Genomic DNA, 15,584 nt, shown 5'->3' with positions numbered 1-15,584 from the left:
GCTGATCTTTCAGGTCGACATAAGCCGCAAGATCACCTTAATCAGTCCCCTCTACCTCTGGGAGAGGGCTAGGGTGAGGGCGCGCATTTGCCCGCTCAGCCGCCAACCCCTGACTTGCCGCGCGGTAAAAGGTAAACTTTGCGCCCTTCGCAGGAGCAGCCATGAATTATCGTCACGCCTTCCATGCCGGCAATCACGCCGATGTGTTCAAACACCTGACCTTGACCCGCCTCATCGCCTTGATGTCGCGCAAGGAGCAGCCGTTTGCCTATCTCGACAGCCACGCCGGCATCGGTCTGTATGACTTGCAGGGCGATCAGGCGAATCGCACCGGCGAGTACCTGGAAGGCATCGCGCGCTTGTGGGATCAGCCGGATCTGCCGGCGCTGACCGCCGATTACATGAAAGTGCTGCACGAGATGAATCCGGATGGCCAGTTGCGTTACTACCCGGGTTCGCCGGAGCTGGCGCGGCGTCTGACGCGGCCGCAGGATCGGGTGATGCTCAACGAGAAGCACCCGGAAGACGGCGTGCTGCTCAAGGACAACATGGCCGGTGATCGTCGGGTGAAAGTACACCTCGGCGAGGGTTGGCATGTGGCGCGGGCGATGTTGCCGGTGCAGGAGAAGCGCGCGGTGATGCTGATCGATCCGCCGTTCGAACAGCTCGACGAGATGCAGCGTTGCGCGGCGTCGTTGAAAGAGGCCATTGGCCGCATGCGCCAAACGGTGGCGGCTATCTGGTATCCGGTGAAAGACCAGCGTGCGCTGCGTCGTTTCTATCAGGATCTGGCCGGGAGCGGCGCGCCGAAGCTGTTGCGTGTGGAACTGCTGGTGCATCCGCTGGATACGCCGAACAGTCTGAACGGCTCCGGAATGGCGATTGCCAATCCGCCGTGGGGGCTGGAGGAAGAATTGCGTGAGCTGCTGCCGTGGTTGTCGAAGAAACTGGGGCAGACTCAGGGTGGCTGGCAGATGGATTGGTTGATTGCTGAGAGCTGATCGGTTGGTTTGATGGTGTCTGAGCGGACGCCTTCGCGAGCAAGCCCGCTCCCACATTTGGAACGCATTTCAAATGTGGGAGCGGGCTTGCTCGCGAAGCTTCTAAGCTTTAATTACCCGCCAGACTCGGTGGCATGCACACGCCGGTGCCGCCAATCCCGCAATAACCTTCAGGATTCTTCGCCAGATACTGCTGGTGATACGTCTCGGCGAAGTACACGGTCGGCGCCTGTTCGATCTCGGTGCTGATTTCACCCAGGCCAGCCTTCGACAATTCAGCCTGATAGACCGCTTTGCTCTTCAGCGCCGCGTCCAGATGCTCTGGCGAAGTCGCGTAGATCACCGAGCGGTACTGCGTGCCGATGTCGTTGCCCTGACGCATGCCTTGCGTCGGGTTGTGCAGCTCCCAGAACATCGCCAGCAGCTCTTCGTAGCTGACTTTATCCTTGTCGAAGACCACCAGCACTACTTCGGAGTGGCCGGTCAGGCCTGAGCAGACTTCTTCGTAAGTCGGGTTCGGGGTGAAGCCGCCAGCGTAACCGACGACCGTGCTAACCACGCCTTCGCGCTGCCAGAAACGGCGTTCTGCACCCCAGAAGCAACCGAGACCGAAGATCGCAAAATCGACGTCCTGAAAAAACGGGCCGAGCAGCGGGGTGTCTTCAAACACGAAGTGTTTTTCAGGCAGGGTCATCGCGGTTTCGCGGCCGGGCAGAGCTTGTTCTTTGGTTGGAAGCACGTTTTTGTTCACCAGAATTTCCGAGCGCAGAACCATGATCAGTCCTCTCAGTCAGGTTGGATGTAAAAAGTCAGACCGCCAGTGTGCCCAATGATGCCCGACTTCGCACTATCAAAACTGTGGGAGCGGGCTTGCTCGCGAAGGCGGTGTGTCAGGCTAGAGAAATATTGACTGATGCACTGCATTCGCGAGCAAGCCCGCTCCCACAGGGGGAATTCATCCATAGAGAGAGCTGCGGGGGGTTAGAGGGCGAGCGGACCGGCGCGGGTAGCGCTTGAGCGCCTGGATCAGTTCGCCGCCGGGGATCGGGCGGTCGAACAGGTAACCCTGGCCGACGTCGCAGCGATGGCGACGGAGGAATGCCAGTTGTTCGGCGGTCTCGATGCCTTCCGCCACAACCTTGAGTTTCAGGTTGTGCGCCATGGCGATCACCGCTGAGGTGATTTCCATGTCGTCCTGGTTGTCGGGGATTTCGTGGATAAAGCTGCGATCGATCTTGATGATGTCGATCGGGAATTTCTTCAAATAGCTCAGCGACGAATAACCGGTACCGAAGTCATCCATGGCCAGCGTCAGGCCCAGACGCTTGAGCTGATCGAGCTGCAAGTGCGTGTCTTCAGTGGCTTCCAGCAGCAAACCTTCGGTCAATTCCAGTTCGAGCAGATGGGCCGGCAGCGCTTCTTCCTTGAGGATGTTGGCGATGGAGGCGACCAGATCCGGGTCGGAAAACTGTTTCGGCGAGAGGTTGATCGCCACTTGCAGATTGCCCATGCCGGCAGCGGTCAGCGCTTTGCTCATGCGGCAAGCCTGACGCGCGATCCACTTGCCGATCGGAATGATCAGGCCGGTCTCTTCGGCAACGCTGATGAACTGGTCCGGGCGGATCATGCCGCGTTCCGGGTGGTTCCAGCGCAACAGTGCCTCCATGCCCAGCAAGCGACCGCTGCGCAGGCACAACTTGGGCTGATAGAACACGTCCAGCTCATTCTGGGTCAGGGCGCGGCGCAGGTTGTTCTCGACGAACAGTTTGTAACTGGCCTCGGCGTTCAGCGCTTCGGTGAAGACTTGCACCTGATGTTTGCCGTTGGCCTTGGCCTTATGCAGTGCCAGACCGGCGTTACGCATCAGGGTTTGCGGGTCGCGGCCGTGCAACGGCGCGCAAGCCAGACCGACCGAGCCGGTGACGCTGATCAACTGGTTGTCGACGAACATCGGTTTATCCAGCGTCGCCAACAATTGGTTGGCGATCTGCTGACCGGTCGCCAGATCGGTGTCGTCGAGCAGTACGGCAAATTCGTTACTGGCGAATCGCGCGAGGCTGCCACTCGGGCTGAGGCTGTTGCGCAGACGCCGGGCCAGACTGATCAGCAGTTTGTCGCCGGTCTGGTGGCCGAGGCTGTCGTTGATGCGCTTGAAGTTGTCGATGTCGACCAGCAACAGGCTGATCGGGGTATCGCTATCGCGGGCGAAGCGTTCGTCCAGATTGCGGATAAACGCAGGCCGGTTACCGAGGTTGGTCAGGTTGTCGGTGTAGGCCAGGCGCTCGATGCGCTGTTGCGCGAGCTTGGTCTGGGTGATGTCTTCGTAGATGCCGATGTAGTGGGTCAGCTCACGGTTGTCGCCGTAGACCTTGGAGATCGACAACTGGCCCCAGTACGGTTCGAGGTTTTTCCGGCGGCTCTTGAATTCGCCCTGCCAACTGTTGCTCTTGGCCAGTGCGGAAGGGGCATCGAACAGCAGCTCGCTAAGGTTTTCCAAGGCTGGCAGCTCGGATAGGCGCTGGCCGTGGACTTCCTCGGTGGTGTACTGGGTGATCGCGGTGAAGCTCGGGTTGACGTACTCGACCACGCCGTCGCAATTGACCAGCAAAAACGCGTTGGCGCTTTGCTCGACCGCACGCTGAAACAGGTGCAGGGCGCTGGTGGCGGTGCGGCGGTTGTGGTTGTTGATGACTTGCGCGAACTGGTCGGCCAACTCGCCGGCGAAGGCGATCTCGTCGGACTGCCAGGCGCGAGTGACGCCGGTCTGTTCCAGGCACAACACGCCGACGACCTGACCATCGACACGAATGCTGGCATCGAGCATCGCATTGACGTCGCGCGGGCGCAGGGCTTCGGCCATTTCGCGGGTGCGCGGATCACGCATCGCGTTGTGCGCGTCGATGGCGCGGCTGCTCTGCAACGCTTCCATGTAATCGGGAAAGGTGCTGACGTCGATCACGTCCGGCAGGATGTATTCCTGCGTCGTGCGGTGGTATGCCGAGATCGGCACCAGTTGCTGGCCTTCGAGGTTCCACAGGCTGGCGCAGTCGATTTCATAGATATCGCAGGCGCAGCGGGTGATCAGTTCGGCGGCTTCCTGCAAGGAATTGTGCGTGCTGTAGCGCTGACGGGCGAGCAGCAAAATCAAATCCTGCTGGGCGCGGACACGCTCCAGATGCAGCAGTTGTTCCTGCTGCGCGCGCTGATTCAGTTCGAGGGCGATCTGCAGGCGCGAGTTCTGGGTTTCGAGGTCGACCGAGGGTTGCAGCGGCGCATCGTCGAAGACGTCATCGACCGCCAGCAGATAGCCGCGCAGCAGGTGACGATTGTGTTGTTTGTAGGCTTCGCCCAGTTCAAGAATATTCAGCGCGCCGGCCGGGGTGTGCAGCGTGTAACGCACCAGATAATGCGGGCTGGCGCCGAGTTGTTGCTGGATCGCGTCGTGCAGTTGATAGCGCGCTTCCGGCTCCATCAGGCTGGCGTAAGGCGAGCCGACCAGAGCACACAGCTCGACAGCGGGCTGGCCGAACTGGCGTTCGCAATTTGGATCGAGAAAGAGCATCGCCCAACTGGCTTCATTCAAGCGCTCGAAACGCAGCATGCCGAGCCGCGAGGGCACAGGCAACTGCGTCACTACCTCGGCCACCATACGGCTGGCGGCATCGGGTTGGCTCTTCATGAAGGGAACTCGCTTGGAAATATGCTGAACGCGCCGGGCTCTCGCCCTCTTAAACGTTGCCTGCGGCAAGGTTGCATCATTGCAGCACTGACTGACAAGAGTGATGAAGGCCAAGTGCTATAAGAATATGTCGGCTGGAGTGAACATTTCTCCAGCGTCTATTTGAAAACAGCAAAAGATCGCAGCCAGCGCCCACGTTTGAAGAGAAATGCGATCCCTGTAGGAGCTGCCGAAGGCTGCGATCTTTTAAGGTTTAGCGCAGATCTATCGCAATCGACTGCAACGGCCTCCCATCGCGATCATGGTAATTCACCACAATCCGCTCAGCCTCGACCACCATGTGCGCGAAGTTATCCTGACTGATCACCTCGCTGGTCAACTCATGCACATAATCGCCCGCCGCCGTGCGCACCAACGGCTGATCCAGAATGAACGTGGATGCCTTGGCATACGGCAGCAGTTTGCTGTTGCACAGCGGCGATGACACTACGGTGTGCACTTCGAATTCAGGATCTTCACTGTGCGACAGACGCGCAGTCATCGAGCCGTGCACGTCGCCGGAAATGAAGATCACATTGCTGATACGCCGGGTACGAATGGTTTCCAGCAAGCGCAGACGCTGCTGCGGAAAGGCTTTCCACGCATCTTCGCCAAGGCCTTTGCCGTCCGGGTAGAACATCACGCTGGTGACCACGAATTTGACCCGCGCCGTGCTGTTGATCAGCCAGTCCAGCAGCGCTTGCTCCTGTTCGACGTCGAGGATGCGTCGATCGTCGGCCGACAGATTGCGCCGGGTGCGGCTGTCGGTGACAAACCATTCGAGATCGCCGTCGCTGAATTGATACCAGTAATGCTGGACAGATGAGTGATTAACTTGGCCGTTAGTTTTTAAAGAATAAACTGGGCTATGACTGGCTTGATACAGTTCATAGGCTTTGGTTGCGTTGTTATATAACGCGTCGTCACCTGCTTCGGCATTCGCCGGCCAGTTATCCTCGATTTCATGGTCGTCGAGAATCATATACGTCGGAGTTTCCGACATTAAGCGCTTTATGTTGGGTTGCGAAAAAGCTGCGCGGTACTTTGCGAGAATATCTTTGTATTCGCGATCAGGTGCAATCAAGTTGAGATCGTCGACATAGATCTGGTCGCCGGTCATCAGCATTGCACTAATGGGCGGTTGTATCCCTTCGATCAATTGACGGATTGAAGCAAAGATCCGGTCTCCCAACTGCGGCAGCACCGCAACCCCTGCCGTCATGCGTAGGTAACGGCACGAACCAACGATATAGGCGCGCGGCTGCAATGATTCGCCGGAGCGGGTGCGGAAGCGATAGATCTCGCGCGGCCATTGCAGCGGCAGTTCAGCGACACTGTCGACGGTGTGTACCGGACTCATCGGGCTGAACCAGCCGGTTTGATATTCGTACTCGGTGTCTTCATCCAAGTTATTAAGTGTGATCACATTGGACATGTCGCGAGATTCGTCGAGTTTGGCAAAAATGCCTTTAGTCCATTGTTGCGTGTCGCTGGCCCGATAACGAATGCCGGCGAACACCTGAAGATCTTTTTGAAACTCGCCGCGAATAAATATCCGCGCCTGGTTAGTTGTAACGTGGCCAATAATCGGGCCGATAGTCGGTTTTAACATGTTCGAATCCATTCGAATGAGTGTCAGATAAAACTAAAAGGTAGTTTGACTGTGCTGTGCCAAGACTAGTTGGCGTTTGCATAAAAAGATCGGCACGAAGTTGACTCGGGCTGTAGCCGATGTCAGCGCAATGTGTGGGAAAAGTATAAGAGACGAATTTCAGGCAAAAAAAAGCCCCGTCAAACTGACGGGGTTGAGGTACGAGCGTGTGGCGCTCGAAAACGTGAAACACAAGCGGCCCGCCGTTACCGGAGGGCCGCCTGGGATTACAGCAGGATGGTGCGGATGTCCGCCAGCAGGCTGCCCAGACGCTGGGTGAAGCGTGCGGCAGCGGCGCCGTTGATCACACGGTGATCGTAGGACAACGACAGCGGCAGCATCAGTTTCGGCTGGAAGGCTTTGCCGTCCCAGACTGGCTGAATGGTTGCCTTGGAAACACCGAGGATCGCCACTTCCGGCGCGTTGACGATCGGCGTGAAGCCGGTGCCGCCAATGTGGCCGAGGCTGGAAATGGTGAAGCAGGCGCCTTGCATGTCGTCAGCAGTCAGCTTCTTGTCGCGGGCCTTGGCGGCCAGCGCAGCGGCTTCGGCTGCCAGTTGCAACAGGCTCTTCTGGTCGACGTTCTTGATGACCGGTACCAGCAGGCCATCCGGAGTGTCGACGGCGAAGCCGATGTTGATGTACTTCTTGCGGATGATCGCTTTGCCGCTTGGCGCCAGCGAACTGTTGAAGTCCGGCAGCTCCTTGAGCATGTGTGCGCACGACTTGAGCAGCAGCGGCAGGATGGTCAGCTTGACGCCAGCCTTCTCTGCAACGGCTTTCTGCGCCACGCGGAACGCTTCCAGCTCGGTGATATCAGCCGAATCGAACTGAGTCACGTGCGGGATGTTCAGCCAGCTGCGGTGCAGGCTCGACGCGCCGATTTGCATCAGGCGAGTCATCGGCACTTCTTCGATTTCGCCGAAACGGCTGAAGTCGACGACCGGAATCGGCGGGATGCCCGCGCCACCGGTTGCGCCAGCAGCAGCGGCCGGTGCTTCCTTGGCCTTCTGCATCATCGCTTTGACGTAAACCTGCACGTCTTCTTTCAAGATACGACCGTGCGGGCCGCTGGCGCCGACAGCGTTCAGCTCGACGCCGAACTCACGAGCCAGTTGACGCACGGCTGGGCCGGCGTGAACTTTCGCGCCCGGCTTGGCCGGTGCGGCGGCTGGAGCTGCAGCAGGTGCAGCGGCAGCCGGAGCAGCAGTGGCAGGTGCCGGAGCGCTCGGAGCAGCAGCGGCGGCAGCTGGAGCCGGAGCCGGAGCAGCTGCAGGCGCCGCGCCTTTGACTTTCAGCTTCAGAATCAGGTCGCCAGTACCGACTTCGTCATCCAGCTTGATGGAAACGCTTTCCACCACGCCGGCGGCAGGCGATGGAATTTCCATGCTCGCCTTGTCGGATTCCAGGGTGATCAGCGACTGGTCGGCTTCAACGCTGTCGCCAGCCTTGACCAACACTTCGATGATCTTGGCTTTGCCAGCCGAGCCGATGTCCGGAACGTGGATGTCCTGAACGCTGTCAGCAACCGGAGCTGCTGGCGCGGCTGCCGGAGCAGGCGCAGCGGCCGGTGCAGCAGCCTGAGCCGGAGCGGCCGCAGCAGGGGCCGCAGCACCCGCCACTTCCAGATCCAGAATCAGGTCGCCAGTGCCGACTTCGTCGTTGAGTTTGACGCTGATGGCCTTGACCACGCCAGCGGCAGGCGACGGGATTTCCATGCTCGCCTTGTCGGATTCCAGCGTGATCAGCGATTGATCAGCTTCGACGGTGTCGCCGACCTTGACCTGGATCTCGATGATCTGCGCCTTGCCCGACGAACCGATGTCCGGCACGTGCACTTGCTGAACCGAAGCGGCAGCAGGGGCAGCGGCTGGCGCGGCAGCAGCAGGAGCGGCGGCCGGTTTTTCTTCAGCCTTTTTAGCCGGTGCAGCAGCCGGAGCAGGGGCCGCTTCAGCGGCGCCCTCGACTTCCAGCTCAAGCAGTTCGTCGCCTTCTTTCAGACGGTCGCCCAGCTTCACTTTCAGGCTTTTGATGACGCCGGCTTTCGGGGCCGGCACTTCCATGCTGGCCTTGTCCGATTCCAGGGTCAGGATGCTCTGGTCGGCTTCGATACGGTCGCCGACCTTCACAAACAGTTCAATTACTTCACCTTCACCGCTGCCGATGTCAGGTACGCGAATGAGTTCGCTCACAAAATGTCTCCTCAGCAGTCCAGTGGGTTGCGTTTTTCCGGGTCGATGCCGAACTTGGTGATGGCTTCAGCCACAACCTTAGGTTCGATATCACCACGGTCAGCCAGTGCTTCCAGGGCTGCCAACACCACGAAATGACGGTCAACTTCGAAGAAATGACGCAGTTTCTTGCGGCTGTCGCTGCGGCCGAAACCGTCGGTGCCGAGGACTTTGAATTCCTTCGACGGTACCCACTGACGGATCTGCTCGGCGAACAGTTTCATGTAGTCGGTAGAGGCGATGACCGGGCCTGTTACGGCCGTTCAGGCACTCTTCGACGTAGCTCAGCTTAGGCTTCTGGCCCGGCTTCAGACGGTTGCTGCGCTCGACAGCGAGGCCGTCACGACGCAGTTCGTTGAAGCTGGTAACGCTCCACACGTCAGCGCCAACGTTGAACTCTTCACGCAGGATCTTCGCCGCTTCACGGACTTCACGCAGGATGGTGCCGGAGCCCATCAGCTGTACGTGGTGCGCCGCATCGCGGGTGTCTTCTTCGAGCAGGTACATGCCTTTCTTGATGCCTTCTTCGGCACCGGCCGGCATGGCTGGCTGCTGGTACGACTCGTTCATCACGGTGATGTAATAGAAGATGTCCTGTTGCTCTTCGGTCATCTTCTTCATGCCGTCCTGAATGATCACCGCCAGCTCGTAGCCGTAGGTTGGATCGTAGGTGCGGCAGTTCGGGATGGTTGCAGCCAGCAGGTGGCTGTGACCGTCTTCGTGTTGCAGACCTTCACCGTTCAGGGTGGTACGGCCGGCGGTGCCGCCGATCAGGAAGCCACGGGTACGGCTGTCGCCAGCGGCCCAGGCCAGGTCACCGATACGCTGGAAGCCGAACATCGAGTAGAAGATGTAGAACGGCAGCATCGGCTGGTTGTGACTGGAGTACGAAGTACCGGCGGCGATGAACGAGCTCATGGCGCCTGCTTCGTTGATGCCTTCTTCAAGGATCTGACCTTTCTGGTCTTCCTTGTAGAACATCACCTGGTCTTTATCGACTGGCTCGTAGAGCTGGCCGACGGACGAGTAGATGCCGAGCTGACGGAACATGCCTTCCATACCGAAAGTACGGGCTTCGTCCGGGATGATCGGAACGATGCGCGGGCCGATTTCCTTGTCCTTGACCAGTTGCGCGAGGATCCGCACGAAGGCCATGGTGGTGGAAATTTCACGGTCGCCGGAACCGTCAAGGATGGCCTTGAGGGTGTCCAGATCCGGCGTCGGCACGCTGAAGCTTTGTGCGCGGCGCTGTGGCACGAAACCGCCCAATGCAGTGCGACGCTCGCTGAGGTAGCGGGCTTCGGCGCTGTTTGGCTCTGGCTTGAAGAACGGCAGGTTCTCCAGCTCTTCGTCCTTGACCGGGATGTCGAAACGATCGCGGAACAACTTCAGGCTGTCGACGTCGACTTTCTTGGTGTTGTGCGCAGTGTTTTTCGCTTCGCCGGCACCGGTGCCATAACCTTTGATGGTCTTGGCGAGGATAACGGTTGGTTGTTCTTTGTGGTTGACCGCTTCGTGGTACGCCGCATAGACCTTGTACGGGTCGTGGCCGCCACGGTTGAGTTTCCAGATCTCGTCGTCGGACAGATCAGCAACCATCGCCTTGAGTTCTGGCGTGTTGAAGAAGTGCTCGCGAACGAACGCGCCGTCTTTGGCTTTGTAGTTCTGGTACTCGCCGTCGATGACTTCGTCCATGCGACGTTGCAGGATGCCGTCGACGTCTTTGGCCAGCAGTGGATCCCAGAAACGGCCCCAGATGACTTTGGTCACGTTCCACTGAGCACCGCGGAACACGCCTTCGAGTTCCTGGATGATCTTGCCGTTGCCGCGAACCGGGCCGTCGAGGCGCTGCAGGTTGCAGTTGATGACGAAGATCAGGTTGTCCAGCTTCTCGCGGCCGGCCAGGGAGATGGCGCCCAGGGATTCCGGCTCGTCGCACTCGCCGTCGCCCAGGAAGCACCAGACTTTCTGTTTGCCCGGCTGGATGAAACCGCGGTGTTCCAGGTACTTCATGAAGCGAGCCTGGTAGATCGCTTGAATCGACCCAGACCCATCGATACGGTCGGGAACTGCCAGAAGTCAGGCATCAGCCAAGGGTGCGGGTAGGACGACAGGCCCTGACCGTCGACTTCCTGGCGGAAGTTGTTCATCTGGTCTTCGGTGATGCGGCCTTCCATGAACGCACGGGCGTAAACGCCTGGCGAGGTGTGGCCCTGGAAGTAGATCAGGTCGCCGCCGTGTTCGTCGGTCGGGGCCTGGAAGAAGTAGTTGAAGCCGATGTCATACAGGGTCGCACTGGAAGCGAAGCTGGAGATGTGACCACCGAGGTCGGAATCTTTCAGGTTCGTACGCATTACCATGGCCATCGCGTTCCAGCGTACCAACGAGCGAATGCGGCGTTCCATGAACAGGTCGCCAGGCATGCGTGCTTCGTGGGTTACCGGGATGGTGTTGCGGTAAGGCGTGGTGATGGCGTAAGGGAGCTGCGAACCGCTGCGGGTTGCCAGTTCACCCATACGGGTCATCAGATAGTGAGCACGGTCTTCGCCTTCTTTGTCGAGAACCGATTCCAGGGCGTCCAGCCATTCCTGGGTTTCGACGGGATCGAGGTCTTGCATGGCTTGCTCCAGGGCGGAAAGGCTTCCAGAATCGGTTGCCTGAGTTTGCGACTGGCCTTGTGGGCAGACGATTTAAAATTCTTGGATTGCCGACAGGTTGTTCCGGCGGCGTGTAGTTTTACTACAAATCTTTGAGCATTTCAGCCTTTCGGATGTATAGACGAGTAGTAAAACTACAGATGAAAGGCTTGTGGCCTCTGACTGCGTTGTGAGAATAATCGTTAAGGTTGGTCGATTACCATCCGTAAAAGGTGAAACTTTGATGCTGGATGCTAAAGAAGAAGAAATTTCAGCTATTTCTAACTTTTGTTCGACAGTCCTTCAGGTAGCGGGTTTTCACCATTCACTACAAGCGGCTGATTACACGCCGATCAAGGATAGACCATGACCCTGCCCGTGCTTGCCGAACTGCCTGCCATCCTCCTGCCGTTGGTCACTCGATCCGAACAGTCGTTCCGTACGGCCGTCGCCGAACTGGAAGACGATCACGGCTTCTCGACCTGGACGCCAGAACGCTGGGCGCAATTCGCCCGCGTCACCGCTGCCAGCGAGTTTGTCATTGAACAGAGCGTTCGTGACCCTTTGATGTTGCTCGCGCTGGTGCAGTCTGGCGAACTCGACCGGCCGTTCGCACCGGGTGAATTGTGTGCGCAGATTTCCGCTGCGGTGAACGCCGCACAGACTGAAGACGAACTCGGTCGCGCCCTGCGTCGCCAACGGGCGCGCCATCAAGTACGGATCATCTGGCGTGACCTCACCCGACAGGCCGATCTGGTGCAGACCTGCCGCGACCTCTCGGACATGGCCGACGCCACCATCGATCAAGCCTATCAATGGTTGTACAGCCGCCATTGCGAACAATTCGGCACGCCGACTGGCCGCCGCAGCGGTGAGCCGCAGCCGATGGTCATCCTCGGCATGGGCAAGCTCGGCGCGGTCGAGCTGAATTTGTCTTCCGACATCGATTTGATTTTCGCCTACCCCGAGGGCGGCGAAACGGTGGGCGTGAAGCGCTCGCTGGATAATCAGGAATTCTTCATTCGTCTCGGCCAGCGCCTGATCAAGGCGCTGGATCCGATGACCGTCGACGGCTTTGTGTTCCGCGTCGACATGCGCCTGCGCCCGTACGGTTCGTCCGGCGCGCTGGTGCTGAGCTTCAATGCGCTGGAACAGTATTACCAGGACCAGGGCCGCGACTGGGAACGCTACGCGATGATCAAGGCGCGGGTGGTGGCCGGCGATCAGGTCGCGGGCGCGCAGTTGCTCGACATGCTGCGGCCATTTGTTTATCGGCGTTACCTGGACTTCTCGGCGATCGAAGCGCTGCGCACCATGAAGCAGTTGATCCAGCAGGAAGTGCGGCGCAAAGGCATGGCCGACAACATCAAGCTCGGCTCGGGCGGAATTCGTGAGGTCGAGTTTATTGCTCAGGCCTTTCAGTTGATCCACGGTGGCCGCGACCTGAGTCTGCAACAGCGTCCTCTATTAAAGGTGTTGAGCACGCTTGAAGGGCAGGGCTACCTGCCGCCAGCGGTGATCAGCGAGTTGCGTGAAGGTTACGAATTTCTGCGTTACACCGAGCATGCGATTCAAGCGATTGCCGACCGTCAGACGCAGATGCTGCCGGACGGCGCGCAGGATCAGGCGCGCATTGCTTTCATGCTCGGCTTTGCCGATTGGGACGCTTTCCACGAGAAGCTGATGTTCTGGCGCGGCCGCGTCGCTTGGCACTTTGCGCAGGTGATTGCCGATCCCGACGAGGAAGAAGGCACCGAAAGCGAAGTGGTGGTCGGCGGTGAATGGTTGCCATTGTGGGAAGAAGAGCAGGACGAAGAGGCGGCTTGCCGACAGTTGGAAGAGGGCGGTTTCGCTGATGCCAGCAAAGCCCTGAAGGCACTGGCCGGTTTGCGTGGAAGCCCGCAATTGCGCGCGATGCAACGGCTAGGGCGCGAGCGTCTTGATGCGTTTATTCCGCGCCTGTTGGCGCAAGCGGTTGAGCATGCCAATCCGGATCTGGTGCTTGAGCGGGTGTTGCCGCTGGTGGAAGCGGTCGCTCGGCGTTCGGCTTATCTGGTCTTGCTCACGGAAAACCCCGGTGCGCTGCGCCGCTTGCTGACGTTGTGCGCGGCGAGCCCGTGGATTGCTGAGCAGATCACTCGCTTCCCGCTGCTGATGGATGAATTGCTCAACGAAGGGCGTTTGTTCAAGCCGCCCCTGGCGCCGGAATTGGCCGCCGAATTGCGCGAGCGGCTGACGCGAATCCCCGAAGACGACCTCGAACAACAAATGGAAGCCCTGCGCCATTTCAAACTGGCGCACCGCTTGCGCGTCGCCGCCTCGGAAATCGCCGGCAGCCTGCCGTTGATGAAAGTCAGCGATTACCTGACCTGGCTCGCTGAGGCGATTCTTGAACAAGTGCTGGCCCTGGCCTGGCGCCAGACCGTGGCCAAACACGGCACACCGCTGCGCACCGACGGCACCTTGTGCGATCCCGGCTTCATCATTGTCGGTTACGGGAAAGTCGGCGGGCTGGAACTGGGGCATGGTTCCGATCTGGATCTGGTGTTTATCCATGACGGTGATCCGCAGGCGGAAACCGACGGGGCGAAACCGATTGATGGCGCGCAGTTCTTTACCCGGCTGGGACAGCGGATCATTCACTTGCTGACGGCGCAGACCAACTCGGGCCAGCTCTATGAAGTGGACATGCGTTTGCGGCCGTCCGGTGCTTCCGGGCTGTTGGTGAGTTCGCTCGGCGCGTTTGCTCGTTATCAAGAAAATGAAGCGTGGACGTGGGAGCATCAGGCTCTGGTGCGGGCGCGGGTGCTGGTCGGGAGTCAGGATGTTGGCAAAGCGTTCGAGAAGGTTCGCGCGCAGGTGTTGGGCAAATCCCGTGATCTGGCGAAGTTGCAACAGGAAGTCAGCGAGATGCGCGCGAAGATGCGCGACAACCTCGGCACCAAGAGCACCGCGGCCGGCACCGCGGCGAATGCCTTCGACGCCACGGCGCCGTTCGACCTCAAGCAGGACGCCGGAGGTATCGTCGATATTGAATTTATGGTGCAATACGCGGCCCTGGCGTGGTCGCACAACCACCCGCCATTGCTGCGCTGGACCGATAACATCCGCATCACGGAAGAGCTGGAACACGAAGGGCTGATGCCTGCCGAAGACGCCAGCCTGTTGCGCGAGGCCTACAAAGCCTACCGCTCCGCCGCCCACCGGCAGGCCTTGCAGAAGGATCCGGGGGTGATTGCAGGCGACCAGTTCGTCGAAGAACGGCGACAGGTGTTGCGGATCTGGAAAGAGATGGGGCTAAGCTGAAAACACATCAGCAAGGCCGATGAGATTCAAAAAGGTGGGAGCGGGCTTGCTCGCGAAAGCGGAGTGTCAGGCAACATCGATGTTGAATGTGCCGGCCCCTTCGCGAGCAGGCTCACTCCTACAATAGATCTGCGGTGAATCGCAGATGTTGGAACGAATGCAAAACCCTGTGGGAGCGGGCTTGCTCGCGAAAGCGGAGTGTCAGGCAACATCGATGTTGAATGTACCGGCCTCTTCGCGAGCAGGCTCGCTCCCACAGTGATCTGCGCTGAAATGCAGATGTTGGAACGGACGCAAAACCCTGTAGGAGCGAGCCTGCTCGCGAAAGCGGAGTGTCAGGCAACATGGATGTTGAAGGCGCCGGCCTCTTCGCGAGCAGGCTCACTCCTACAATAGATCTGCGCTGAAATGCAGATGTTGGAACGGACGCAAAACCCTGTAGGAGCGAGCTTGCTCGCGAAGGCGGAGTGTCAGGCAGCATTGATTTTGGATGTGCTTGCCTCTTCGCGAGCGAGCTCGCTCCCACAGTGATCTGCGCTGAAATGCAGATGTTGGAGCGAATGCAAAACCCTGTGGGAGCGAGCCTGCTCGCGAAGGCTGGGTGTCAGGCAGCATTGATTTTGGATGTGCTGATCCCTTCGCGAGCAGGCTCACTCCTACAATAGATCTGCGCTGAAATGCAGATGTTGGAGCGAATGCAAAACCCTGTGGGAGCGAGCTTGCTCGCGAAAGCGGAGTGTCAGGCAACATCGATGTTGGATGTGCCGGCCTCTTCGCGAGCAGGCTCACTCCTACAATAGATCTGCGCTGAAATGCAGATGTTGGAACGAATGCAAAACCCTGTAGGAGCGAGCCTGCTCGCGAAGGCGGAGTGTCAGGCAGCATTGATTTTGGATGTGCTGGCCTCTTCGCGAGCAGGCTCACTCCTACAATAGATCTGCGCTGAAATGCAGATGTTGGAACGAATGCAAAACCCTGTAGGAGCGAGCTTGCTCGCGAAGGCGGAGTGTCAGGCAGCATTGATTTTGGATGTGCTGGCCC

At 59.0% G+C, this 15,584-nt stretch carries 6 protein-coding genes and 1 pseudogene; 2 read left to right on the top strand and 5 right to left on the bottom strand.

Annotated features, from left to right (window positions below; all coding sequences use genetic code 11):
* Positions 1-161 precede the first annotated feature (161 nt).
* The gene (locus ACZZ0D_RS21785) at positions 162-1,001 is read left to right on the top strand and encodes a 23S rRNA (adenine(2030)-N(6))-methyltransferase RlmJ (RefSeq protein ID WP_053116708.1); all 840 of its coding nucleotides are present in this window, start codon (positions 162-164) and stop codon (positions 999-1,001) included.
* Between the two features lie 109 nt (positions 1,002-1,110).
* On the opposite strand, the gene msrA is transcribed toward ACZZ0D_RS21785, so the two are convergent.
* The 5 genes and pseudogenes from msrA to aceE form a co-directional block, all read right to left on the bottom strand.
* A complete protein-coding gene (msrA, locus tag ACZZ0D_RS21780) occupies positions 1,111-1,776 on the bottom strand; it encodes a peptide-methionine (S)-S-oxide reductase MsrA (protein WP_053116709.1) in 666 nt (221 codons plus the stop codon).
* A 180-nt stretch (positions 1,777-1,956) separates the two neighbouring features.
* The gene (locus tag ACZZ0D_RS21775; RefSeq protein ID WP_463554258.1) at positions 1,957-4,680 is read right to left on the bottom strand and encodes a putative bifunctional diguanylate cyclase/phosphodiesterase; all 2,724 of its coding nucleotides are present in this window, start codon (positions 4,678-4,680) and stop codon (positions 1,957-1,959) included.
* A 253-nt stretch (positions 4,681-4,933) separates the two neighbouring features.
* Positions 4,934-6,331: an alkaline phosphatase D family protein gene (locus ACZZ0D_RS21770; protein WP_463554831.1), complete on the bottom strand. Its 1,398-nt coding sequence runs from the start codon at positions 6,329-6,331 to the stop codon at positions 4,934-4,936.
* Between the two features lie 266 nt (positions 6,332-6,597).
* Complete coding sequence (aceF, locus tag ACZZ0D_RS21765) at positions 6,598-8,562, bottom strand: dihydrolipoyllysine-residue acetyltransferase (protein WP_463554257.1); 1,965 nt, start codon at positions 8,560-8,562, stop codon at positions 6,598-6,600.
* Positions 8,563-8,573: 11 nt separating this feature from the next.
* Positions 8,574-11,219, bottom strand: a pseudogene (gene aceE, locus ACZZ0D_RS21760) (pyruvate dehydrogenase (acetyl-transferring), homodimeric type).
* 384 nt (positions 11,220-11,603) lie between these two features.
* On the opposite strand from aceE, the gene glnE reads away from it, so the two are divergent.
* Entirely contained in the window at positions 11,604-14,543 is a 2,940-nt protein-coding gene (gene glnE / locus ACZZ0D_RS21755; RefSeq protein WP_463554256.1) for a bifunctional [glutamate--ammonia ligase]-adenylyl-L-tyrosine phosphorylase/[glutamate--ammonia-ligase] adenylyltransferase, read from the top strand.
* Positions 14,544-15,584 lie beyond the last annotated feature (1,041 nt).

The sequence above is a fragment of the Pseudomonas sp. AC193 genome, from assembly GCF_979258075.1.
Note: the sequence above shows the minus strand (reverse complement) of the source record. Positions and strands in the feature narration are given on the sequence as shown.

What these genes read in the sequence shown, in the direction of transcription:
- ACZZ0D_RS21785 (WP_053116708.1), top strand. Translation starts at nt 162, where the DNA reads ATGAATTATCGTCACGCCTTCCATGCCGGCAATCACGCCGATGTGTTC.
- msrA (WP_053116709.1), bottom strand. Translation starts at nt 1,776, where the DNA reads ATGGTTCTGCGCTCGGAAATTCTGGTGAACAAAAACGTGCTTCCAACC.
- ACZZ0D_RS21775 (WP_463554258.1), bottom strand. Translation starts at nt 4,680, where the DNA reads ATGAAGAGCCAACCCGATGCCGCCAGCCGTATGGTGGCCGAGGTAGTG.
- ACZZ0D_RS21770 (WP_463554831.1), bottom strand. Translation starts at nt 6,331, where the DNA reads ATGTTAAAACCGACTATCGGCCCGATTATTGGCCACGTTACAACTAAC.
- glnE (WP_463554256.1), top strand. Translation starts at nt 11,604, where the DNA reads ATGACCCTGCCCGTGCTTGCCGAACTGCCTGCCATCCTCCTGCCGTTG.